Origin of the sequence: Saccharopolyspora cebuensis, from assembly GCF_039542665.1 — a bacterium.
Classification (GTDB): Bacteria; Actinomycetota; Actinomycetes; order Mycobacteriales; family Pseudonocardiaceae; genus Saccharopolyspora; species Saccharopolyspora cebuensis.
The window spans coordinates 21,897-43,382 of the sequence record NZ_BAABII010000020.1 but is presented as its reverse complement, the minus strand read 5'-3'; the positions used below and the strand labels follow the sequence as shown (position 1 = coordinate 43,382).

The window sequence follows — 21,486 nt, the reverse complement described above, 5'->3', positions numbered from 1 at the left end:
CCGACGCCTGGGCTCAGCCCACCGCGGGGAGCAGGCAGACCGGGCTGGGCACCGGCTCCGGGCGGCCCAGCGGGGTCAGCCGGCCGTCCTCGGCCAGCGCGAAGGGCTGCACGGCGTCGCTGTCCTGACCACCCGCGAACAGCACGTCGCCCGCCGGGGACAGCGCGATGTGCCGGGGCGCGGCGACCCCGGCGGAGACGATCTCGACCAGCCGGAACTCGCCGTCGGCGGAGTCCAGGCTGAACACCGCGAGGCTGTCGTGGCCCCGGTTGGAGGCGATCGCGAACCGCCCGTCCGGGGTGATGACGAGTTCCGCCGCGAGGTTCGGCTTGCCGTACCCGGGCGGCAGCGTGGACAGGCTCTGCTCGGTGCGCAGCGCGCCGGTCGAGCCGTCGTAGCCGAACTCGGTGACCGACGACTCCAGCTCGCTGATCAGGTAGGCCCGCTCCCCGTCCGGGTGAAAGGCCAGGTGCCTGGGCCCCGCGCCCGGGCGGGTGCGCACCTGCTCGCGCGGCGTGAGACGCCCGGTGAGCGGATCGAAACCGTAGCCGTGCACCGAGTCGGTGCCCAGGTCGACGGCGAAGACGAACCGCCCGGACGGGTCGGGCAGCACCTGGTGCGCGTGCGGGGACTCCTGGCGTTGCGGGTTCGGGCCGCGACCGCGGTGCCGCACCACGTCGCACGGCTCGCCCAGCGCCCCGCCGAGCTCGACGGGGTGGACGGCGACGGTGCCGGACCCGTAGTTGGCGGTGAACAGGTACTCGCCCGACGGGTGGACGCTGAGGTGGCACGGCGCGGCACCGCCGGACGACCGCCTGCCGAGCTCGGCGAGCGAACCGTCCGGGCGCACCGCGAAGGCCGCCACCTCGCCGTCGTCCTGCTCGCTGACCGCGTACAGCGCGCCGCCGTCCGGCGAGGCGGCCAGGAAGGAGGGATCGGCCAGCTCCGCGAGCAGGCCGTCGTCGCGCACCGCCCCGCGCCGATCGGCGCGCAGCGCCCGGATGCCGCCCGCCGCCGCCTCGGTGCCGGTGTAGGTCCCCAGGTAGATCCGGTACGCGCCGTCGTGGGCCACCGCGTCACGCTCCTCGTGGTCGTGGCCACCGCAGCGGTGGCCGTCCCGCCATGGTGGCAAGGAGCGGCACGACCGGAAACCGCGGCTCCCAACCCAGTGGACAACGTTCCGCCACCAGCCCGCCGAACTGCGCAACGAAGTGCTGCCAGGAGCAACGGTCAGCGGCTGAAATCTTCGCCGCGCGGCCATAACCTGAGCGCATGACCACCGCCCGCTCCGCCCTCGGAGCCTCCCCGGCCGCGACGCGTTCGCGCGAGTTGGACGAGCGCTACGGGGCGCACAACTACCACCCGCTGCCGGTCGTGCTCGCCGACGGCGACGGCGCGTGGCTGACCGATGTGGACGGGCACCGCTACCTGGACTTCCTGGCGGGCTACTCGGCGCTGAACTTCGGCCACCGGCACCCGGACCTGGTCCGCGCGGCCACCGAGCAGCTCGGCAGGCTGACCCTGACCAGCCGGGCCTTCCACCACGAGCAGTTCGGGCCGTTCTGCCGCGACCTGGCGGAGCTGACCGGGACCGACCGGGTGCTGCCGATGAACTCCGGCGCGGAAGCGGTGGAGTCGGCGATCAAGGTCGCCCGGAAGTGGGCCTACGAGGTGCGCGGCATCCCGGCGGACCAGGCCGAGATCGTCGTGGCCGGCGGCAACTTCCACGGCCGCACCACCACCATCGTGTCGTTCTCCACCGACGAAGTGGCCCGCGCCGGGTACGGCCCGTTCACCCCGGGCTTCGTGCTCACCCCGTACGGCGACGCGGCGGCCGTCGAGGCGGCGATGACCGAGCGCACCGCCGCCGTGCTGGTCGAGCCGGTCCAGGGCGAGGCGGGCGTGGTCGTCCCGCCCGCCGACTACCTGCCCGCGCTGCGCGCGCTGTGCGACCGGCGCGGCGCGCTGCTCATCGCCGACGAGATCCAGTCCGGCCTCGGCCGCACCGGGGAACTGCTGGCCTGCGACCACGACGGGGTGCGCGCCGACCTCTACACCCTGGGCAAGGCGCTGGGCGGCGGCATCCTCCCGGTCTCGGCGGTGGTCGGCCGCGACGACGTGCTCGGCGTGCTGCGCCCGGGCAGCCACGGCTCGACCTTCGGCGGGAACCCGCTGGCCTGCGCGGTCGGGCGCGCGGTGGTCGACCTGCTGCGCACCGGCGAGCCGCAGCGGCGTTCCCGCGAGCTGGGCGCGCACCTGCACGCGCGGCTGGCCGAGCTGGTGGGGCGCGGGGTCACCGAGGTGCGCGGCCGCGGCCTGTGGGCCGGGGTGGAGCTCGCCCCGGGCGGCCCCACCGGCAGGCAGGCCGCCGAGGCGCTCGCCGCCCGCGGCGTGCTGTGCAAGGAGACCCAGGAGAGCACGCTGCGGCTGGCACCCCCGCTGGTGATCGAGCGCGACGACCTGGACGCGGGCCTCGACGCGGTCGCCGACGTGCTCGGCCGCTGAAAGCTCCGCCCGTCCTGAACGTGGGTGAGGGGCGAGCTGCCCGGGGCGGTCAGGACTTGGCGAGGTCCCGGGAGAGCGCGGTGAGCCTGCTGATCGCCCGCAGGTACTTCTTGCGGTAGCCGCCCTCGAGCATCTCCTGGGTGAACATCTCCGACAGCGGCACGCCGGAGGACCGCACCGGGATCGCCCGGTCGTAGAGCCGGTCGGCCAGCGCCACCAGGCGCAGCGCCACGTCCTGGTCCCGCGCCGGGCGCACCCCGCGCAGGTGCACGGCGCTGAGGCCGTCGACCAGCCTGCCGTACTTGGAGGGGTGGACCCCGGCCAGGAAGTCGCACAGCGGGGCGAAGTCGTCCAGCGCGGCGCCGTCGGTGCCCTCGGCGAGCTCGGTGAGGGCGTCGTCGGCCATCGGCGGCGGCGCGTCCGGCAGACCGCGGTGCCGGTAGTCCGGACCGTCCACCCGGACCACGGCGAAGCGGGCCGACATGGCGTGGATCTCGCGGAGGAAGTCCTGCGCGGCGAACCGCCCCTCCCCCAGCTTGTCCGGCAGCGTGTTCGAAGTGGCCGCGACGTGCACGCCCGCGTCGGTGAGCTTGGCGACGAGCTGGGTGACCAGCATGGTGTCGCCCGGGTCGTCGAGCTCGAACTCGTCGATGGCCAGCAGCCGGTGCTCGGAGAGCCGGCGGACGGTCTCGGCGAAGCCCAGCGCCCCGACCAGGTTGGTCAGCTCGACGAAGGTGCCGTAGGACTTCGCTCCCCGCACCGCGTGCCAGGTGGAGGCCAGCAGGTGGGTCTTCCCGACCCCGAAGCCGCCGTCGAGGTAGAGGCCGGGCAGCCCCGCGGGGCGCGCCCGCCCGCGGCCGAGGAGCCCGCGCAGCCAGGAGGTGCTGGGGGTTCCCGCGTCGACCTGCTCGGCGAACGCGCGGCAGGCCCCGACGGCCTCGGCCTGGCTCGGCTCGTCCGGGTTCGGCAGGTAGCTGTCGAACCGGACCGCGTCGAACCGCGGCGGCGGGGTCATCGCCTGGACCAGCTCGTCCGGGGTGACCTCGGGCCGGCGGTCGACCAGGCGCAGAGCACTCATGCGGGTGACTCTATCGCCGCGGCACCCTGCGCCGGGACGGCGCCCGGGGTGCTCCTCATCACCGGACCGGACGATCGAAACGCCAGGTCACAACCGTGATCGACCCGGCGCGGGCAGGTCCCGGCCGACGTGGTGGGATGCCCGCGTGGACAGGCTCTGGCCGGTGGACGGCGCCGCGACGGCGGCCGACCTGGAGGACTTCTACCGCTACCCCGCGACCCCGGACCGCCCGTGGGTGCGGGTGAACTTCGTGTCCAGCCTGGATGGCGCGGTCGCGGTGGACGGCAGCTCGCGCGGCCTGTCCGACCCCGCCGACCGGGCGGTGCTGACGCTGCTGCGGGACCTCGCCGACGTGGTGCTGGTCGGGGTGGGCACCGCGCTGGTCGAGGGGTACCGGGGGCTCCGGAGCACCGCGGCCCGCCGGGAGCGCCGCGCCCGGCTCGGGCTGACCGGGGTGCCGCCGGTGGCCGTGGTGAGCGGGAACGCGGCGGTGCCGCCGGACTCGCCGCTGCTCACCAGCACCGAGATTCCTCCGATCGTGTTGACCTGCGCCGCCGCTCCGGCGCAGCGGCGGCGGGCGCTGGCCGAGGCCGGTGCCGAGGTGGTGCTCGCCGGGGACGGGGGCGTGGACCTCCGCGCCGCGCTGGACGCGCTGGCGCGGCGGGGGCTGCGGCGGGTGGTCTGCGAAGGCGGGCCGACGCTGTTCGGGCACCTGGTCGATGCCGACCTGGTCGACGAGCTGTGCCTGTCGCTGGCACCGGTGCTGGCGGGCGGCGACGCCGGGCGCATCGCCCGCGGGCCGCTGCCCCGCTCCCCGCTGCCGATGCGGCTGGCCGGGGCGCTGCACGCGGACTCGCTGCTGCTGCTCCGCTACCGGCGAACCGGGTCCTGAGCGCGGTCCCGCTCCGCCACGAGGCGAGTTCCGCACCCGGCGCCGAGAATCGGGGAGTCGCACCGCGTCGGCGGGGTACCCGAGGGTACCGGCCGAACCGCCCTGGTGTGACATCGGCCACAACACCGCGAGCCTCGGACGTGCGGCGCATCCGACCTCGTACCGATCCCGCCGAACCTACCGGCGGCGACAGGAGAGGAGCTGACGGCAATGACCCAAGGGAGCGGAGCCCAGGGCGCCCAGAGCACCGGGACGCAGAGCACCGGGAAGCAGAGCGCCGGGGAGCAGAGCGGCGGGAGCAGCATCCCGCAGACCCGTTCCGGCGACTCCCCCGCCCGGACGTCCGAGGGCGCCCAGGGCAAGACCACGATCGCGGCCTCCGTGGTGCAGAAGATCGCCGGCATCGCGGCCCGGGAGATCTCCGGCGTGTACTCGATGGGCGGCGGCGTGTCCCGCGCCTTCGGCGCGCTGCGCGAGCGCATCCCGGGCGGCAGCGGCACCTCCTCGACGCCCGGCGTGGCCGTCGAGGTCGGCGAGAAGCAGGCCGCGGTCGACCTCGACCTGGTCGTGGAGTACGGCGCCTCGATCGGCGAGCTGGCCCGCGCGGTGCGGCGCAACGTGGTCACCTCGGTCGAGCGGATGACCGGGCTGGAGGTCATCGAGGTCAACATCGCGGTCAACGACATCCACCTGCCGTCCGAGGACGACGAGGACAGCGGTCAGCAGGCCGCCTCCTCGCGCGTGGAGTGATCCGGCGGCGGACCGCTCACCGGCCGCCGCGACCAGCGCCGAAGGGATGATCCGAGATGGCGGAACCCGACAGCACGGCGATCCGCAGCGGTGCGCGCACCGAACCGGCCGACGAGATCAGCCGGGTGGTGCTGGCGCACCCGGCGGTGGCCCGGATGCACCCGGGCCGGTTCGGCGAGACCGCCACCCCGCTGCCCGGACGTCGCGTGGACGGCGTGCGGCTGCGCGAGGACGGCGGCGTCGAGGTCTCCGTCGTGGTGCGCCTCGGCCCACCGCTGCCGGAGATCATCGGTGAGCTGCGCACCGCGATCGGCTCCACCACCGGCGCGATGCCGGTGGACATCACCATCGCGGACGTGGTCACCGACTGATGCCGGACCGCGACGCCGCGGCGCGGCGGGCCGCTCGCCGGGCGTTCGTCCGGGCGCACCACCCGGACGTCGGCGGCGACCCGGAGGAGTTCGCCGCCGGGCTGGCCGAACTGGACCGGCGGTCGGCGGGACCGGACCGGTTCGACGCCCCGGTCGTGGTGGTGGTCCGGCCCCGGGGACTGCGCGGGGTGCTGCACCGGATCGTCCGGTGGCGGGCCCGGCGGCGCCGACCGCCCCGGGTGCGGTGACCGCGGCACCACGACGACTTCTGAAAGGTTTCGCACATGAACGCAACGAAGACAGGACTGCTGGCCGGTCTCCTCCTCGGAACCGCGGCCGCGGCGGGCGGGTTCGTCGGGTTCCTCATCGCGCTCGTGCTCGGCGCGGCCGGGCTGGTCATCGGGCGCGTGCTGGACGGGGACATGGAGTTCAGCGATCTCCTCGGCCGGGGCAGGGACCGATGACCAGCACGGTGCCCCGGACCGAGCCGGACCGCGGGACCGCGGTCGAACCGACCGGTCCGCCACCCGAGGACCGGGGCCGGCTCCAGGTCGACCGCTCGGTGCTGCGCAAGATCGCCGAGTACGCCGCCGACCATGCCCCCGACAGCGCCCGGACGCCGCGCCAGGTGGCCGGGGTCGGGATGGGCAGCCAGGGGTCGAGCGCCCGGATCACCGGCCCGGACCACCGGCTGCACGTGCGCCTCGACGTGGCGCTGCGCTACCCGACGCCGATCCGCGAGGCGGTGCGGGCGGTCCGGGAACGGGTCGGCGCCGAACTCGCCCGGATCGCCGACTGCCAGGTGCACGCCGTGGACGTGACCGTCTCGACCCTGGTCCCCGACGCCGAGGCTCCTCGGGTGCGGTGACCGCTGAACTCGGAAAGGACGTGCCATGCGCCTTCTGGTACGGCTGCTGGCGGCGTTGCTGGGCCTCGCCGTCGCCGCCCTGGGAGTGCTGATCGCCGCGGAGGCGGTGTGGGCCTGGATCCGGCCGCAGGCGGACGGGCTGGTGGTGTCCTGGCGCGCGGTGCGCTCCGGCCTCGGCGGCGTGACGTGGGCCGACACCGCGGCGCTGGTCACCGCGATCGTCGTGGGCGTGGTCGGGCTGCTGCTCCTGCTGCTGGCGACGCGCGCCGGGCGGCGGGACGTGCGGCTGCACGACCCCGCCCCGGAGGTCACCGTGATCACCGATCCGCGCTCGCTGGCCCGGCTGGTCGGCCACCAGGTCCGCGACCAGGACGGCGTGGCCCGCGCCTCGGTCACCGCGGGCGCCAAGCGGGTGCGGGTCAAGGCCACCGCCCGGTTCCGCGAGATGGGCGATCTGCGGCAGCGGCTCACCGACACCGCCCGCGACGCGGTCGGGGAGCTGCCGCTGCGCCGCTCGCCCAAGGTCGCGGTCTCGGTCACCCCGCCGAAGGAGCGGCGATGACCACCGCGCGCCAGGACGCGCGCCCCAGCCGCACCCCGGCCGGGCGCAGCGCGGCGTTCGAGCGGGGTGTCGTCGTGGTGATCGGGCTGCTCGCCGTGCTCGCCGGTGCCGCGGCCGTCGTGGTGAGCACCGGGCTGCTGGGCACCAACCGGGCGCGGCGACCGGTCCTGGACCCGCTGGCGCTGCAGTGGTGGCGCGAGAACCCGCAGATCGCCTACCCGATCGCCATCGTGGTCGGTCTGCTCCTGCTGTGCCTCGGCCTGTGGTGGCTGCTGCGGGCGATGCGGCCCGAGCAACGCCCGGACGTGCGGCTGGAGCAGGGTTCCGGCGGGCGCCTGACGGTCACCTCGAACGCGCTCACCGAGGCGGTGCGCGCGGACGCCGAGGAGGTCACCGGGGTCACCCGCGCTCGGGCGCGGATGGCGGGCAGCGACCAGGCCCCGTCGCTGCGCCTGACCCTGTCGCTGCAGGAGGGCACCAACGTCCGCGACGTGTGGGACGAGCTCGACGAGAAGGTGCTCGCCCGGGCTCGCGGCGCGCTGGGCACCGACACGCTGCCGACGTCGATCCGCCTCCGGCTCGACCGCGCGCCCCGCCAGCGGGTGCGCTGAGCACCTGCCCGCCCCGACCGGCGCCGAGCGCGGTGATCGCCTAGTAGGGTCACCGGCGTGGAACCGCAGCACATCGCCGTGATCGGGTCGGGCGCCGTCGGCGGTGTCCTGGCCGCCGCCGCGCACGAGGCCGGTCACCGGGTGACCGCCTGCGTGCGCACGCCCTTCGAGAAGCTCGCGCTGGACACCCCGGAGGGCCGTCAGGAGGTCCCGGCGGAGATCGCCACCGCGCCGGACGAGGTCGCCGGAGCGGACTGGGTGCTGCTGAGCACCAAGGTCCAGGACGTGCCGGGGACCGAGCCGTGGCTGCGCGCGCTGGACGACGGCTCGGCGCCGATCGTGCTGGTGCACAACGGCGTCGAGCACCGCCGTTCGGTGGCCGCGTTCGGCTTGCGCGGCCCGCTGCTGCCCGCCCTGATCTACGTCGCCGCGGAGCGGACCCGCCCCGGTCACGTGATCCGCCGCTCCGGCGCCCGGATGTTCGTCGAGGGCGGCGCGCTGGGCGCCCGGTTCGCGGCGCTGCTGGCCGGATCGGGGGTGCGGATCGAGGAGGCCGAGGACTTCCGCACCGCCGCCTGGCGCAAGATGCTGGTGAACATCGCCGCGAACCCGATCACCGCGCTGACCCTGCGCCGCCTCGACGTGCTGGACTCGCCCGAGGTGCGCGAGCTCGCCTCCGGGGTGCTCGCCGAGGCCGTCGCCGTGGCCAACGCCGAGGGCGCGGCGCTGAGCTGGTCGGACGCCGAGGCGGTGCTCGACGGCTACACCAAGACGTTCTCCGCCGACAGCGGCACCTCGATGCTCTACGACCGGCTCGCCGGACTGCCCACCGAGCACGACCACATCACCGGTCCGGTGGTGGCCGGTGGCCGGGAGCACGGCATCCCCACGCCGTACAACCGGACGTTGCTGACCCTGCTGCGCGCGCTGCGCCCGGCCTCCTGACCCGCGGTCCACCCGCGCGCAGCGCGCCGTCAGCCGGGCGACGTGCGGGTGGCCCCCATCGAGGCGAGCACCACGCAGCAGACCGCCGCCCACTGCCAGCCGGTGAGCAGCTCGCCGAGCACCAGCAGCCCGGCCAGCGCCGCCACCGCCGGTTCCAGGCTCATCAGCACGCCGAAGACCCGGGGCGGCATCCGGCGCAGCGCCTCCAGCTCCAGGGAGTACGGCACCACCGACGACATCAGCGCGACCACCAGCCCGGCGACCAGCACGGTCGGGTCCAGCAGCGCGGTCCCGGCCTCGGCGACGCCGAACGGGGCGGCGACCACGGCGCCGAACGCCATGCCCAGCGCCAGCCCGGTCCCGCCGCTGGTGCGGCTGCCGAGCTTGGCGCCCATCAGGATGTAGGCCGCCCACATCGCACCGGCGGCCAGCGCGAACCCGACGCCGACCGGGTCGAGCCCGCCCTCGACCCGGGACAGCAGCAGCACCCCCGCGGCGGCCAGCGCCGCCCACACCAGGTCGAGCTTGCGGCGCGAGCCGAACACCGCGACGGCCAGCGGCCCGAGGAACTCGATGGTGACGGCCGCGCCCAGCGGAATGCGTTCGAACGCCTGGTAGATGCAGATGTTCATGCCGGACAGCACGGCGCCGTACCCGGCCACCACCGCCCAGGTCCGGCGGTCCAGCCGCAGCGAAGGGCGCCAGACCAGGAGCAGGACCACGGCGGCGAAGACCAGCCGCAGCGCCACCACCCCGGACGCCCCGGCCACCGGGAAGAGCTGCTTGGCGAACGCGGCGCCGACCTGGAGGCTGACGACCCCCGCCAGGACCAGCATCGGCGGCGGGATCGCGCCCATCGCGCGCGCGGTCGCGCGCAGCGGGTGCGACGACCCGCCCGACGACCACGCCCCGGCTTCCGAGCTGCTCTGCGCGACCTGCACGGCCTCCCCCTCGCTCACCGATCGGGACAGTCGTCCCATTTCCGCCCACGCACGATAACGCTCCCGCCGCGCGGTTCAACCCGTCGCGCCCCGCCCCTCACCGGGGTCTCACCTCCACCGTGCGATGCTGATCGCGCCCGAGGCCACGCAGCCAGACAGGAGTACCCGTGCCGCGCTCCCCGCACCGCGCCGTGGCCGTGCTGCTGCCGCTGCTGGTGGTGGTGGTGACGGCCTGCTCCGCGGGGCCTTCGCAGCGCCCCGCCGTGGCCTACCACGACGGCGAGCAGCAGATCGCCCCCGCGCCGCAGCCGCCGAAACCCGCCCCGGTGCCGCCGCTCGGCCCGCCCGCGCAGGACGCGCTGAGCTGGCAGGACTGCACCGAGGCGACCCGCGCCGAACTCGGCGTGCCTGCGCTACCACCGGGAACGGCGTTCTCCTGCTCCCGGCTGCCGACCACGCTGGACGCCCCCGAGGACCCGATCGGCGGCACCGCCCGCACGTCCCTGATCCGGACCGGCACCGGGCGCGTCCCGCTGGTGCTGGTCGGCGACACCCGGGGCGAACCGGGCACCACCTTCGCCGCCCGCACGGCGCTGCGGTTGCCGCCGGAGGTGCTGAGCACCTTCACCGTCATCGGGTTGGACCAGCGCGGCACCGGCGGCTCCGACGCGGCCGACTGCATCCCGCCGCAGCAGCGGGACGCGATCGCCGGGTTCGACCCGCTCGCCACCGAACGCCCGGAGCTGGACCGGCTGCTGGACGCGGTGCGGGTGGCCAGCCAGGAATGCCTGCTCGAACTGGACGAGCGGTTGCAGGCCTACGACACCTGGCGCACCGCCGCGGACCTGGAGGAGCTGCGGCTGGAACTGCGGGTGCCGAAGCTGCACGCGATCGGCCGGGGCGAGGCCGCCCGGCTGCTGACCACCTACGCCGAGCGGTTCCCGGCTTCGGTGGGCCGGATGGTGCTCGACGGCGGACCGGACCCGACCCGCGACGCGATCGGGCAGAACGAGGCGCAGGCGCAGAGCGCGGAGCGGACCTTCGACGTGTTCGCCGAGGACTGCCGGACCGGGGGCTGCCCGCTGGGATCGGACCCGCGAGCGGCCGTCGCGGAGCTGCTGGCCGCACCGCCGCCCGGGCTCCCCGGCGGTCACGTCGTGCGGGCGATGCTGCGGGGCCTGTCGGACCGGGAGCGCTGGCCCGAGCTGGCCGCGGCGCTGGCCGCCGCGCGCGGCGGCGACGGCGCCGGGATCGAGGCGATGGTCCGGCCCGTGGTGTCCTCCGACGGCGCCGATCCGCCGTGGCTGGACGGTGAGCTGATCAGGAGCTGCAACGACACGACGCTGCGGGTGCCGCCCCAGCGCACCAGCGAGATCGCGGCCGACTGGGTGGCGCGCTTCCCGCTGTTCGGCGGGGTCGCGGCGCAGCGGTTGGTGTGGTGCTCGGGATGGCCGGTGCCGCAGCAGCCGCTGCCGACCCCCCGGCGTCCGGACGTGCCGCCGATCCCGGTGATCAGCACGGCGCACGACCCGCTCCAGCTCGCCCTGGGCACCGACCACCTCGCCGAGCAGCTCCCGACCGGGGTGCCGCTGAGCTGGCAGGGCGCCGGGCACGGCGCGGTGGGCCGCTCCGAGTGCGCCACCCGGGCGGTCGCCCGGTTCCTGGTGTACGGCGCGGTCCCGACCGAGGGCATGGCCTGCCCGGGCTGAGCCGGGCAGGCCGGTGCCACCGTCAGCCGCAGCTCGCGCAGCAGCCGCAGGACGGTCCGGTGCAGCTGCCGCAGCAGCTGCAGCCGCCCTGCTGGGGCGCAGGGGTGACTTCAGTGCGGTCCATTTTCGAGCCTCCCGCCTCGTGGCCTGTTCCCGGCAGTTGCGATGGTGCTCGCCCACCGAGGCGAACGAACACCGCCGCCCGAGCGAAAAGGCGGCGGCCGGACCGGTGTACCCGGGAACACATCGGTGGCGGTCGGTGACGCTTCCCCGGGGAAGTCCCCCACCTCCGCGGCGAACGGGTGAGAAGATCGCGCCACCGCGAGCGCAGAGGAGCACCATGTCCGGTCCGATACCGCCGCAGGGGCGCGCGGTCCTGCTGATCACCGGCGTCCAGGCGGCGGGCAAGACGACGGTCGCGCGGCGGATCGCCCAGCGGCTGCCGAAGTCGGTGCACCTGCCCGGTGACGTCTTCCGCCGGATGATCGTGAACGGGCGGGTGGACATGGCGCCCGATCCCCCGGAAGCGGCGATCGAGCAGCTCCGGCTGCGCCACCGGCTCACCGCGAGCACCGCCGACGCCTACTTCGACGCCGGGTTCACCGTCGTCGCGCAGGACGTGGTGCTCGGCGAGCACCTCGCCGAGCTGGTCGAGGCGGTGCGCAGCCGCCCGCTGCTGGTCGTGGTGCTGGCTCCCTCGATCGAGGCCGTCGCGGAGCGGGACGCGGCCCGGGGCGGTGCCGCCTACGACCGCTGGGAGGTCGAGGCGCTGGACGCGGTGCTGCGGCAGCGGACGCCGCGCCTCGGGCTGTGGCTGGACACCTCGTGGCAGTCCCCCGAGCAGACCGCCGACGAGGTGCTGCGGCGGGCCTGGACCGACGCCGTCGTGTGACGAGGTCACCGGCGGGGCCGGCGCCGCGGGCGCTACCGTGGCCCGATGGAGCGCGACGGCTTCACCGACGACCTGGACGACCTCGACCCCGACGATCCGGAGGTGCAGGCCTTCGCCGCGCACCGGGACCGGATGCGGCGACCGCACTCCGAAGCGACCGTGGAAGGAATGCTGCGCGGGGTCGATGACTTCGCGCAGAGCATCAACCGCGCCGACGGCCACCGCCGGGTGGTCGCGGTGGGCGTCGTGGTGCTGATCCTGTTCGGCGTCCTGTTCACCGTGTGGAACGCGGTCGCCTTCATGTTCACCACGTTCGCGGGCTGAGCACCGGGACCGCCGCCGACGGCGGCGGTCCCGGTTCGCGAGTGGTGAATCAGCTCGTGCTCAGCCCCCTTCCCCCCGGCCGGGCCCGGACGTCAGCCGAGCAGGCCCAGGCCGAGCAGGCCGTCGGAGTCGTCACCACCGGCGCTGGACTCCGTGCTGGAGCTGCCCGCGCCGTTCGGCCCGGCCCAGGCCCGGTGCTCCTCGTAGGAGACCTGCCCGTCGCCGTCGCTGTCGGCGGTGGCCACGACGTGGCTGGTCGAAGCACCCTCCGGGCCGACCGTGGACGAGGACTGCTCGAACTCGTCGGCGGCGGCCACCCCGGTGGCGCCCAGCACCAGCGGTGCGGACAGCGCGGTCGCGGCGATGCCACGGGTGATCTTGCGCATGGCGGGACTCCTCTCCTGTCCTGCGTCGCACCGCGAACCCGGCCCGGCTGCGCCGCGGCCCGGTCGCGGTGGGAGATCCTCGACGTCTCCCACCCGTTCATTCGCCAGCCCCGCCGGAACCGATTGGTCCCGATCGCCCGGCCGCGAAAACCGGTTGAGGCACCCACCGGTGTCGGGCACACTCACCGGGCCCGCGACCCGACCGAGAGGTGGCTGATCGGCGTGCGATTCCCGCCTCCCCCGGAACGGCGATGAGCTGGCGCGACCGGGTGCTGGACCTGCGCCCGCTGCGGCGCAGCCGTCCGTTCCGCGAGCTGTGGATCGGCTCCTCGCTCGGGGCGTTCGGCCACCAGGTCGCCACCGTCGCCGTCCTGGCGCAGGTGTGGGACCTGACCCGCAGTCCGCTGTGGACCGGGGCGATCGGCCTCGCCACCGGGGTGCCGATGATGCTGTTCGGGCTGCTCGGCGGGACGCTCGCCGACGCGGTGAACCGCACGACCCTGGTCCGGTGCACCACGACCGGCCAGCTCCTCGCCGCGGCGGGCCTGTCCGCGCAGGCGCTGGCGGGCAACCGCGACGTCCTGCTGCTGCTCGCGCTGGTCGCGGTGCACACGGCCTGCGCCGGGTTGGGCGCCCCGGCCCGGCGGACGTTCCCGGTGCTGCTGCTCCCGGCCGACCAGGTCGCGGCGGGACTGGCGTTGCAGAACATCGCCTTCCAGGCGGCGATGCTGGTGGGCCCCGCGCTCGCCGGCGTCGTGCTCGCCGGGTGGGGCTACCCGGCGGCGTACGCGGTGCAGGCGGGATCGGCGGCGGTGGCGCTGGCGGCCGTGTTCCGGCTGCCCGCGCTGCTCCCGGGGACCGGGGACGGACCGCGGCGACCGCAGCGCGGCGGCTGGCGCACCACCTGGCAGCGCCCGACCATCCGGGGCTCGCTGGCCACCGATCTCGCCGCGACCGCGCTGGCCATGCCGATGGCGCTGTTCCCGGTGATCAACGAGCTGCGCTACGGCGGCGACCCGAGCGTCCTCGGGCTGTTCTTCTCCGCCGTCGCGGTGGGCGGCATCGCCGCCGGGCTGCTCTCCGGGGCGATCACCCGGCATCGCCGCAGCGGGCTGGTGCAGCTCGGCGCAGCTTTCGTCTGGGGCCTCGCGCTGGCCGGTTTCGGCCTCGCCGCCCCGCTCTGGCTCGCCCTCGGCTGCCTGGCGGTCGCCGGGGCCGCCGACACCACCTCGGTGATCACCCGCGCCGCGCTGATCCAGCTCGAAACGCCCGACGAGCACCGGGGGCGGGTGTCGTCCGTCGAGCACGTCATCGGGTTCGCCGGACCGGAGCTCGGCAACTTCCGCGGCGGTGCGCTCGCCGCGCTGTGGTCCGCGCCGGTCGCGCTCGTCGCGGGCGGGCTCAGCGCCGCGCTCGCCGTCGCTGCCGTGGCCGCCACGCACCGCCCGCTGCGCGCCTACCGGCCGCCGGCTCCCCCGGCGGAACCGGTGCCCGAGCCGACCTGACGCCGGTGGCCTTCGACTCCTTCGACGACCGGGCACGAGCGGGTGACGACCTGACCTATTAGCGTGAAGGTATGGATTCCACCGGACAGAGCCCCAAGGTCACCAAGTCCGAGCAGGAGTGGCGGGAACAGCTCAGCCCGGACGAGTACGCCGTGCTGCGCCAGGCCGCCACCGAACCCGCCTGGGCCGGCGAGTACGTGGACACCAAGACGCAGGGCGTCTACACGTGCCGGGCCTGCGGGACCGAGCTGTTCCGCAGCGAGACCAAGTTCGAGTCGCACTGCGGGTGGCCGTCGTTCTACGACCCGGCCGACACCGACGCGGTGATCCTGCGCGCGGACAACTCGATGGGGATGCGGCGCACCGAGGTCCTGTGCGCGACCTGCCACGGCCACCTCGGCCACGTGTTCGAGGGCGAGGGCTTCAGCACGCCGACCGACCAGCGCTACTGCATCAACTCCATCGCGGTCCGCCTCGAACCCGCCGAGTCCTGACCCCGAACGACCACCACCCGCCGGTTCCGCGAGTGAGGGGCACCTTCATCCTGTATGCCGGATGGAGGTGCCCCTCACCAGGAAAGCCCTGGGTCAGGGGAGGCGGTTGATCAGGTCCGCCACGTCGACCCGGTGGCCGGTGTAGAAGGGGACCTCCTCGCGCACGTGCAGCCGGGCCTCGGTGGCGCGCAGGTGGCGCATCAGGTCGACGATGCGGTGCAGCTCGTCGGCCTCGAAGGCCAGGATCCACTCGTAGTCGCCGAGCGCGAAGGAGGCGACCGTGTTGGCCCGCACGTCCGGGTAGTCCCGGGCCTCCTTGCCGTGGTCGGCGAGCATCTTCCTGCGGTCGTCGTCGGGCAGCAGGTACCACTCGTAGGAGCGGACGAACGGGTACACGCAGAGGTACTGCTTCGGCTCCTCGCCCGCCATGAACGCCGGGACGTGGCTCTTGTTGAACTCGGCCGGGCGGTGCAGCGCGACGTTGCTCCACACCGGCTCGGAGGCCTGGCCCAGCGCCGTCTCGCGGCGGAATCCGGTGTAGGCGGCCTGCACGTCCTCGATGCGCTCCGCGTGCCACCAGATCATGAAGTCCGCGTCGGCGCGCAGCCCCGACACGTCGTAGACGCCGCGCACCACGACCCCGGACCCGGCCAGCGAGTCGAGGTACTCCGCGGTCTGCGCGGCGGCCTTCTCCCGGTCCTCGGGCAGGGCCCCCTGCTCGATCCGGAAGACCGACCACATGGTGTAGCGGATGGTGTCGTTGAGCTCGGCATAGTCCAGGCGCGCCATGCGCCCATCGTCCCACCGCCGGCGGATCAGCCGCCCACCAGGTCCGCCGTGATCCTGGTCGCGGCGGCTTCACCGGTGGCGATGCACGCCGGTACGCCGACCCCGTGCAGCGCCGCGCCGGCCACCGCCAGCCGGGGCACCGCCGCGACGGCCCGCTCCACGTCGGCGACCAGGTCCAGGTGGCCCGGGCCGTACTGCGGCAACCCACCGCCCCAGCGCACCACCGCGCTGTCCCGCGGCTCGACGTCGACCCCGGTGAGCTCGGCGAGGTCGGCGCGGACCCGGCGCAGCACTTCCTGGTCGGACAGCCGCAGCGACTCCGCCTCGCCGAACCGGCCCACCGAACCGCGCACCAGCAGCTCACCGCCCGCACCGCGCAGTTCAGGCCACTTGGCGCTGGAGAAGGTGAAGGCCTTGGCGGTGAACGGGGTGCCGTCGGCGTGCCGCTCGCCGCGCGCGATCAGCACCCCGGAGGAGTCCAGCGGCAACGCGTCGGGCGGCAGCGCGAGCCCGATGACGATCATCGAGGCCAGCTCCACCGCCCCGAACCGGTCGGCGGCCTCCGGGGCGACGTCGGCGAGCAGCCGCCGGGCCGACGGCGCGGGCACCGCGAGCACCACCGCGTCGGCGTCGGCGAACTCCGGATCGGGCGCGGCGCCGATCTCCAGCCGCCAGCCCGCGTCGCGGCGGTGCAGGGCGCGCACCGGTGCCCCGGTCCGGATCCGCGCGGCCGAGGCGGTGCGCAGCCGGTCGAGCAGCGCGGTGTAGCCGGTGCGCAACGCGCCGAACACCGGGGGCTTGGCCGCTCCGGCGGGAGCGGGCGGCGGCAGCGCGGCGGTCGCGGCGGCGCTGATCGACCCCGCTCCGGCGTCGAGCGCGGCGGCCAGCGCGGGGATGGTCGCCCGCAGGCCCAACGAGTCGGCGCTGCCCGCGTAGACGCCGCCGAGCAGCGGTTCGACGAGCCGGTCCACCACCTCGGCGCCGACCCGCTCGCGCAGCAGCGCGCCGACCGGGACGTCGGCACCGCCCAGGTCCAGCGGCGGCAGCCCGGCTTCGGCCTCGACCGCTCGGACCCCGGCGGGCGAGAGCAGCCCGCGCACCTGCGCCACGTCCGAGGGCACGCCCATCACGGTGCCGCCGGGCATCCGGTGGGTGCCGCCGCCCGCGCGGATCCGCGAGGACGCACCGCTGGGGTGGACCACCTCGTCGGCCAGGCCCAGCTCCTCGGCGAGCCGGAGCACCTCCGGCCGCCGCGCCAGGAACGCCTCGGCGCCCAGGTCGAACGGGCGCCCGGCGAGTCGCGCCGTGCGCAGCTTGCCGCCGAGCCGGTCGGCCTGCTCGTGCACGACGATCTCGGCCGAGTCGCCCAGTTCCCGGCGCAACCGGTGGGCGGCGGTCAGCCCGCTGATCCCGCCGCCGACGACGGCCACCCGGGGCATCAGCCCTCCAGCGAGTGCACGAGCTCGACGACCCGGGTCAGCACCTCCGGGTCCGTGGTCGGGAGCACGCCGTGGCCGAGGTTGACGATGTGCCCCCCGGCGGCGCGGCCCTCGGCGACGATCCGCCGCACCTCGGCCTCGATCGCGTCCCACCCGGCGAACAGCAGCGCCGGGTCGAGGTTGCCCTGCACCACCGGCGGCGGCGCGTCCGGCATCGCGCCCTCGAGCCTGCGGACCGCGGTGTCCAGCGGGATGCGCCAGTCGACGCCGACCACGTCGGCACCGGCCTGCCGCATCGAGCCGAGCAGCTCCCCGGTGCCCACCCCGAAGTGGATCTTCGGCACGTCGGCGACCTCGGCGACCCCGGCGAAGATCCGCCGGCTGTGCGGGAGGACGAACTCCTGGTAGTCGCGCAGCGACAGCGCCCCGGCCCAGGAGTCGAAGAGCTGGATCGCGTCCACCCCGGCGGCGAGCTGGGCGCGCAGGAAGGTCAGCGTCGTGTCGGCCAGCTTCTCCAGCAGCGCGTGCCAGGTCCGGGGCTCGGAGTGCATCAGCGCCTTGGTGCGCTCGTGGTTGCGGCTCGGGCCGCCCTCCACCAGGTAGGACGCCAGGGTGAACGGGGCGCCGGCGAATCCGATCAGCGGGGTCCGGTCCAGCTCGTCCAGCAGCAGCCGCACCGCCTCGCCCACCGGGGCGACCTGCTCCGGGTCCAGCGACGGCAGCCGCTCGACGTCGGCGGCGGTGCGCACCGGATCGGCGACGACCGGGCCGGTGCCCGCGACGATGTCCAGGCCGACGCCCGCGGCGTAGAGCGGCAGCACAATGTCGCTGAACAGGATGGCGGCGTCCACCCCGTGCCGCCGGACCGGCTGCGCGGTGATCTCGCGGACCAGCTCCGGGGTGAGGCAGGCCTGCAGCATGGGAACGCCCTCGCGGACCTGCCGGTATTCGGGCAGCGACCGGCCGGCCTGCCGCATGAACCAGACCGGGGTGCGCGCGGGCCGGCCTCCCCGGGCGGCGACGAGCAGCGGGGCGTCGGCGAGGTCCCGGCGGGCCGAGACCGGAGCGGAATGCGTCATGGGGATGTCGTGTCCGTACGTCTGGAGGGTCCTGCCGCGGCCGGGTCGGCGACGGGGCGACGGCCTGTGCCGGGCAATCTTCGCACGCACCCGGCGGCGCCGTGGTCCGCCGGGTTGCTCTCCCGGCGCGCCTCCGACACCCGCTCCCGGCGGGCGCCTACAGTTCCGCCCCGTGACGGAGATGTCGGCGGCGCCCGAGCTCTTCCGGAAGGCGGTCGTCGCGCTGACGTCGTCCCGCCCGCGTGCGGAGATCGAGGTGACCGCGGTCGGAGCGCCCAAGCGGCTGGCGCCGTGGTCCTACGCGCTCGCGGCCGAGGCGAACGGCCCCTCCGGCGAGCTCGCCACCGCGCGGTTGGTGGTGCTGCACGACCCGGAGGGTCAGCAGGCGTGGGACGGCGTGCTGCGGCTGGTGGTGTACCTGCGGGCCGAACTCGACCCCGAGGTGGCCTCGGACCCGCTGCTGCCCGCCGTGGGCTGGTCGTGGCTGACCGACGCGCTGGAGGGCTCCGGCGCCGCGCACACGGCGCTGGGCGGCACGGTGACGCAGACGTCCTCGGCCCGCTTCGGCGACATCGCCGGTCCCAGCCGCACCCACGACCTCGAGCTGCGCGGCTCGTGGACGGCCACCGACGTGCACCTGGACCTGCACGCCGCGGCGTTCCACGACCTGATGTCGAGCGCGGCGGGGCTGCCGCCGGAGGGCGTCGCGGTGTTCGGGCCGCGGGCGGCGGAACCGTCCCGGCGCGACTGAGCGGCGGCCCGGGGCGGGGAGCCGACCGCGGGACGGCTCCCGGCGCGTGGGAGCCTCGCGGCGGACCGGTCGGGCGGCCCCGGATCCCGAGCGGCGGACGAGCAGCGCGGTCACGCAGAGCGACGAACGGACACGCCGGGTGGCGACACGCCGAGCCCGTTCCCGTTCGGGAAGAGCTGAGCGCGAGCGGGATCCGCTTGCCCGCGCAAGCTCTTCACCGTGCGCATTCAGGTTACGTCGGATTGCAACGCTCAGCCGTTACGCAGATCGCGGAGAGTCACCCGAATGAGCGATGCACTCATGCCGGAGTGACAACTCGATCGGGATACATACCCGATTGATCGTCCCGCTGACCCGCTTGGGCGGTTACGCTGCCTCCGACGACACCACTTTCGGTCGATCAGTGGCGCGGCTGATTGGTCGAGAGTCCCGGTGCCGGTCGGGGGGCACGACCGACTCCAGGGAGGTAGTGACGTGGCTGCCGTCGGCTTAGGTCAGGCCGCTCGTACCACGCCGGCCGGTGCACTGCCGGCCAACATGGTCCCGCACCCGCGGGAAGAACTGTTCACGGTGCTCGTGGTGGACGACCATCCGCTGCTCCGGGAGGCCATCGCCGCCCGGTTGCTGCAGATGGGCGCCGGCACGGTGCACGAGGCCGCATCGATGGCCGAGGCCAGGGCGCGTGCCCTGGCCACCGGTCCGTGCGACCTCGCGATCCTCGATCTCGGGCTGCCCGACGGGACCGGCATCGAACTGGTGACGGAGCTCCGGAGCCAGGGCTGGCCGCGGATCGTGGTGCTCGCCTCGTCCGACGACCCCTACGCGGTCCGGGCCGCCTTCCAGGCAGGTGCGCAGGCGTACCTGCTGAAGTCGGCCTCGCCGATGGTGGTCACCGACGGGGTGCGCAGAGTGCTCGACGGCGGCGTGTACGCCGATCCCAGCGTCGCTCCGGTGCTCGCAGCGGGCACCAGGGTGCCGGGGACCGACAACACGCCGAGGGAACTGTCCGCCCGCGAGGTCGAGGTCCTCCAGCTGGTGGCCGACGGCCGATCGAACAAGGAGATCGGCGAGGCGCTGAACCTGTCCGCGCTCACGGTGAAGTCCCACCTGTCGCGGATCGGTCGCAAGCTGGGAACCGGTGATCGAGCCCAGATGGTCGCGCTGGCCATGCGTGCCGGCGTGATCCGCTGATCCGGACGGGCTCTTCGAGCACCGATCTCGGCGGCGCACCCGCTCCGGCGCGGTCGGACCCGATGAGCTCGGGCGGACCACCACACGGCCCGGACCCGAACACGTAAGGTCTGGTACCCGTGGAATCTGTTCGTCCCGAGTCCGTCGGGTCCGATCGCCCGGAGCCGGTGCTGCTGACCGAGCCCGCCGACGGGGTGCCGCCGGTGGTCGACACCCCCGCCGCCCTGAGCGCGGCCGCCGCGGCGCTCGCCGGCGGCCGGGGTCCGGTGGCGGTCGACACCGAGCGGGCCTCCGGCTACCGCTACTCGCAACGCGCCTACCTCGTGCAACTGCGCCGGGAGGGCGCCGGGACCGTGCTGGTCGACCCGGTCGCCATCGACGGCGGGCTCGACCCGCTGATCCCCGCGCTGGCCGACGCCGAGTGGGTGCTGCACGCCGCCTCGCAGGACCTGCCCTGCCTGGCGGAACTGGACCTGCGCCCGAGCGCGCTGTTCGACACCGAGCTCGCCGGGCGGCTGGCCGGCTTCGAGCGCGTCTCGCTGGGCGCCCTGGTGGAACGGGTGCTCGGCTACCAGTTGGAGAAGGGCCACAGCGCGGCGGACTGGTCCCGCCGTCCGCTGCCCGAGGAGTGGCTGGTCTACGCCGCCCTCGACGTCGAACTGCTCACCGATCTGCGCTCCGCGATGCGCGACGAGCTGGAGCGGCAGGGCAAGCTGGACTGGGCCGTGGAGGAGTTCGAGGCGGTCCGCACCGCCGAGCCGCCCGGTCCGCGCTCGGAGCCCTGGCGGCGCACCTCCGGCATCCACCGGGTGCGCAGCCCGCGGCAGCTCGCCGCCGTGCGGTCGCTGTGGCAGGCCCGGGACGACTTCGCCCGGGAGCGGGACATCGCCCCCGGCCGGGTGCTGCCGGATTCCGCGATCGTGCAAGCCGCGCAGACCGGCCCCAAGACGGAGGGCGAGCTGACCGCGCTGCCGGTCTTCGGCGGCAAGCAGCAGCGGCGCCGCGCCTCGATGTGGTTGCAGGCGTTGCGCGCGGCGCGGCGGCTGGACAACGACGAGCTGCCCGCCGCGTCGGCGCCGCACGACGGCCCACCGCCGGCCAACCGCTGGGCCGATCGCGATCCCGACGCCGCGGCCCGGCTCTCGGCCGCGCGGGCGGCGCTGGCCGAGATCGCCGAACGCCACTCGCTGCCGACCGAGAACCTGCTGCTGCCGGACCTGGTGCGGCGGACCTGCTGGTCGCCGCCCGAGGACCGGGATGCGGGCAGCGTCGCGGCGGTGCTGCGGGACAAGGGCGCCCGCGAGTGGCAGATCGGGCTCACCGCCGAGGCGCTCGGCGAGGCGTTGCGGACGTCGGCGGGCTGACCCCGGCGGGCCCGCTCGCCGCAGCGGTGGTGTGATCGAG

General features: G+C 75.1%; 25 protein-coding genes. 18 read left to right on the top strand and 7 right to left on the bottom strand.

All coding sequences use genetic code 11. The annotated features are described in order from the left end of the window. Nucleotides 1-13: 13 nt before the first annotated feature. Nucleotides 14-1,072, bottom strand: a complete 1,059-nt coding sequence (locus tag ABD976_RS26865; RefSeq protein WP_345367872.1) for a lactonase family protein — start codon at nt 1,070-1,072, stop codon at nt 14-16. Between the two features lie 200 nt (nt 1,073-1,272). Between ABD976_RS26865 and rocD the strand changes: the two genes are divergently transcribed. Continuing rightward, nucleotides 1,273-2,505 (top strand): ornithine--oxo-acid transaminase, encoded by a 1,233-nt coding sequence (rocD, locus tag ABD976_RS26860; protein WP_345367871.1) that lies wholly within the window; start codon nt 1,273-1,275, stop codon nt 2,503-2,505. A 49-nt stretch (nt 2,506-2,554) separates the two neighbouring features. Here rocD and zapE read toward each other — a convergent pair whose 3' ends face one another. Beyond that, nucleotides 2,555-3,583, bottom strand: a complete 1,029-nt coding sequence (gene zapE / locus ABD976_RS26855; RefSeq protein ID WP_345367870.1) for a cell division protein ZapE — start codon at nt 3,581-3,583, stop codon at nt 2,555-2,557. Between the two features lie 145 nt (nt 3,584-3,728). Here zapE and ABD976_RS26850 point away from each other — a divergent pair, with 145 nt between their 5' ends. The 9 genes from ABD976_RS26850 to ABD976_RS26810 all read left to right on the top strand — a co-directional run bounded on the left by ABD976_RS26850 (nt 3,729) and on the right by ABD976_RS26810 (nt 8,582). Beyond that, on the top strand, nt 3,729-4,475 hold the full coding sequence (locus ABD976_RS26850) for a pyrimidine reductase family protein (protein ID WP_345367869.1): 747 nt from the start codon (nt 3,729-3,731) through the stop codon (nt 4,473-4,475). Between the two features lie 210 nt (nt 4,476-4,685). Continuing rightward, nucleotides 4,686-5,225 (top strand): Asp23/Gls24 family envelope stress response protein, encoded by a 540-nt coding sequence (locus ABD976_RS26845; RefSeq protein ID WP_345367868.1) that lies wholly within the window; start codon nt 4,686-4,688, stop codon nt 5,223-5,225. A gap of 56 nt (nt 5,226-5,281) precedes the next feature. Beyond that, nucleotides 5,282-5,596 carry a hypothetical protein gene (locus tag ABD976_RS26840; protein WP_345367867.1) on the top strand — a complete coding sequence of 105 codons (315 nt, stop codon included), beginning with the start codon at nt 5,282-5,284 and terminating at the stop codon, nt 5,594-5,596. Next, nucleotides 5,596-5,844, top strand: a complete 249-nt coding sequence (locus ABD976_RS26835) for a hypothetical protein (protein WP_345367866.1) — start codon at nt 5,596-5,598, stop codon at nt 5,842-5,844. The genes ABD976_RS26840 and ABD976_RS26835 overlap by 1 nt, the downstream gene beginning before the upstream one ends. Nucleotides 5,845-5,880: 36 nt before the next feature. Further along, the gene (locus ABD976_RS26830; RefSeq protein WP_345367865.1) at nt 5,881-6,060 is read left to right on the top strand and encodes a hypothetical protein; all 180 of its coding nucleotides are present in this window, start codon (nt 5,881-5,883) and stop codon (nt 6,058-6,060) included. After that, entirely contained in the window at nt 6,057-6,464 is a 408-nt protein-coding gene (locus tag ABD976_RS26825; RefSeq protein WP_345367864.1) for an Asp23/Gls24 family envelope stress response protein, read from the top strand. The genes ABD976_RS26830 and ABD976_RS26825 overlap by 4 nt, the downstream gene beginning before the upstream one ends. A gap of 25 nt (nt 6,465-6,489) precedes the next feature. Next, entirely contained in the window at nt 6,490-7,026 is a 537-nt protein-coding gene (locus ABD976_RS26820; RefSeq protein WP_345367863.1) for a DUF6286 domain-containing protein, read from the top strand. Further along, nucleotides 7,023-7,637 (top strand): alkaline shock response membrane anchor protein AmaP, encoded by a 615-nt coding sequence (gene amaP, locus ABD976_RS26815; RefSeq protein WP_345367862.1) that lies wholly within the window; start codon nt 7,023-7,025, stop codon nt 7,635-7,637. Before ABD976_RS26820 ends, amaP begins: the two co-directional genes overlap by 4 nt. Before the next feature lie 57 nt (nt 7,638-7,694). Beyond that, the gene (locus tag ABD976_RS26810; RefSeq protein WP_345367861.1) at nt 7,695-8,582 is read left to right on the top strand and encodes a 2-dehydropantoate 2-reductase; all 888 of its coding nucleotides are present in this window, start codon (nt 7,695-7,697) and stop codon (nt 8,580-8,582) included. Nucleotides 8,583-8,611: 29 nt separating this feature from the next. Here the strand turns inward: ABD976_RS26810 and ABD976_RS26805 are convergent, their stop codons facing one another. After that, entirely contained in the window at nt 8,612-9,439 is an 828-nt protein-coding gene (locus tag ABD976_RS26805; RefSeq protein ID WP_345368030.1) for an EamA family transporter, read from the bottom strand. Nucleotides 9,440-9,690: 251 nt separating this feature from the next. On the opposite strand from ABD976_RS26805, the gene ABD976_RS26800 reads away from it, so the two are divergent. The 3 genes from ABD976_RS26800 to ABD976_RS26790 all read left to right on the top strand — a co-directional run bounded on the left by ABD976_RS26800 (nt 9,691) and on the right by ABD976_RS26790 (nt 12,448). Then, nucleotides 9,691-11,232, top strand: coding sequence for an alpha/beta hydrolase (locus ABD976_RS26800; RefSeq protein ID WP_345367860.1), 1,542 nt, complete (start codon nt 9,691-9,693; stop codon nt 11,230-11,232). Between the two features lie 340 nt (nt 11,233-11,572). After that, the gene (locus tag ABD976_RS26795) at nt 11,573-12,124 is read left to right on the top strand and encodes an AAA family ATPase (RefSeq protein ID WP_345367859.1); all 552 of its coding nucleotides are present in this window, start codon (nt 11,573-11,575) and stop codon (nt 12,122-12,124) included. 45 nt (nt 12,125-12,169) lie between these two features. Further along, the gene (locus ABD976_RS26790; RefSeq protein ID WP_345367858.1) at nt 12,170-12,448 is read left to right on the top strand and encodes a hypothetical protein; all 279 of its coding nucleotides are present in this window, start codon (nt 12,170-12,172) and stop codon (nt 12,446-12,448) included. Nucleotides 12,449-12,540: 92 nt separating this feature from the next. On the opposite strand, the gene ABD976_RS26785 is transcribed toward ABD976_RS26790, so the two are convergent. Then, on the bottom strand, nt 12,541-12,834 hold the full coding sequence (locus tag ABD976_RS26785; protein ID WP_345367857.1) for an EF-hand domain-containing protein: 294 nt from the start codon (nt 12,832-12,834) through the stop codon (nt 12,541-12,543). Between the two features lie 251 nt (nt 12,835-13,085). Here ABD976_RS26785 and ABD976_RS26780 point away from each other — a divergent pair, with 251 nt between their 5' ends. Both ABD976_RS26780 and msrB read left to right on the top strand, forming a co-directional pair. Further along, a complete protein-coding gene (locus tag ABD976_RS26780) occupies nt 13,086-14,339 on the top strand; it encodes an MFS transporter (RefSeq protein ID WP_345367856.1) in 1,254 nt (417 codons plus the stop codon). Between the two features lie 71 nt (nt 14,340-14,410). After that, nucleotides 14,411-14,833 carry a peptide-methionine (R)-S-oxide reductase MsrB gene (gene msrB, locus ABD976_RS26775; RefSeq protein WP_345367855.1) on the top strand — a complete coding sequence of 141 codons (423 nt, stop codon included), beginning with the start codon at nt 14,411-14,413 and terminating at the stop codon, nt 14,831-14,833. Between the two features lie 93 nt (nt 14,834-14,926). On the opposite strand, the gene hemQ is transcribed toward msrB, so the two are convergent. The 3 genes from hemQ to hemE are packed head-to-tail and all read right to left on the bottom strand — an operon-like array spanning nt 14,927 to nt 18,140. Beyond that, on the bottom strand, nt 14,927-15,622 hold the full coding sequence (gene hemQ, locus ABD976_RS26770; RefSeq protein WP_345367854.1) for a hydrogen peroxide-dependent heme synthase: 696 nt from the start codon (nt 15,620-15,622) through the stop codon (nt 14,927-14,929). Between the two features lie 26 nt (nt 15,623-15,648). Next, entirely contained in the window at nt 15,649-17,061 is a 1,413-nt protein-coding gene (hemG, locus tag ABD976_RS26765) for a protoporphyrinogen oxidase (RefSeq protein ID WP_345367853.1), read from the bottom strand. Then, nucleotides 17,061-18,140, bottom strand: coding sequence for a uroporphyrinogen decarboxylase (gene hemE, locus ABD976_RS26760; protein ID WP_345367852.1), 1,080 nt, complete (start codon nt 18,138-18,140; stop codon nt 17,061-17,063). The genes hemG and hemE overlap by 1 nt, the downstream gene beginning before the upstream one ends. 172 nt (nt 18,141-18,312) lie before the next feature. Between hemE and ABD976_RS26755 the strand changes: the two genes are divergently transcribed. The 3 genes from ABD976_RS26755 to ABD976_RS26745 all read left to right on the top strand — a co-directional run bounded on the left by ABD976_RS26755 (nt 18,313) and on the right by ABD976_RS26745 (nt 21,446). Then, complete coding sequence (locus ABD976_RS26755) at nt 18,313-18,891, top strand: DUF3000 domain-containing protein (RefSeq protein WP_345367851.1); 579 nt, start codon at nt 18,313-18,315, stop codon at nt 18,889-18,891. A 474-nt stretch (nt 18,892-19,365) separates the two neighbouring features. Next, nucleotides 19,366-20,082 (top strand): response regulator, encoded by a 717-nt coding sequence (locus ABD976_RS26750; protein WP_345367850.1) that lies wholly within the window; start codon nt 19,366-19,368, stop codon nt 20,080-20,082. Nucleotides 20,083-20,201: 119 nt separating this feature from the next. Continuing rightward, nucleotides 20,202-21,446, top strand: coding sequence for an HRDC domain-containing protein (locus ABD976_RS26745; RefSeq protein ID WP_345367849.1), 1,245 nt, complete (start codon nt 20,202-20,204; stop codon nt 21,444-21,446). The last annotated feature ends 40 nt before the right edge of the window (nt 21,447-21,486 follow it).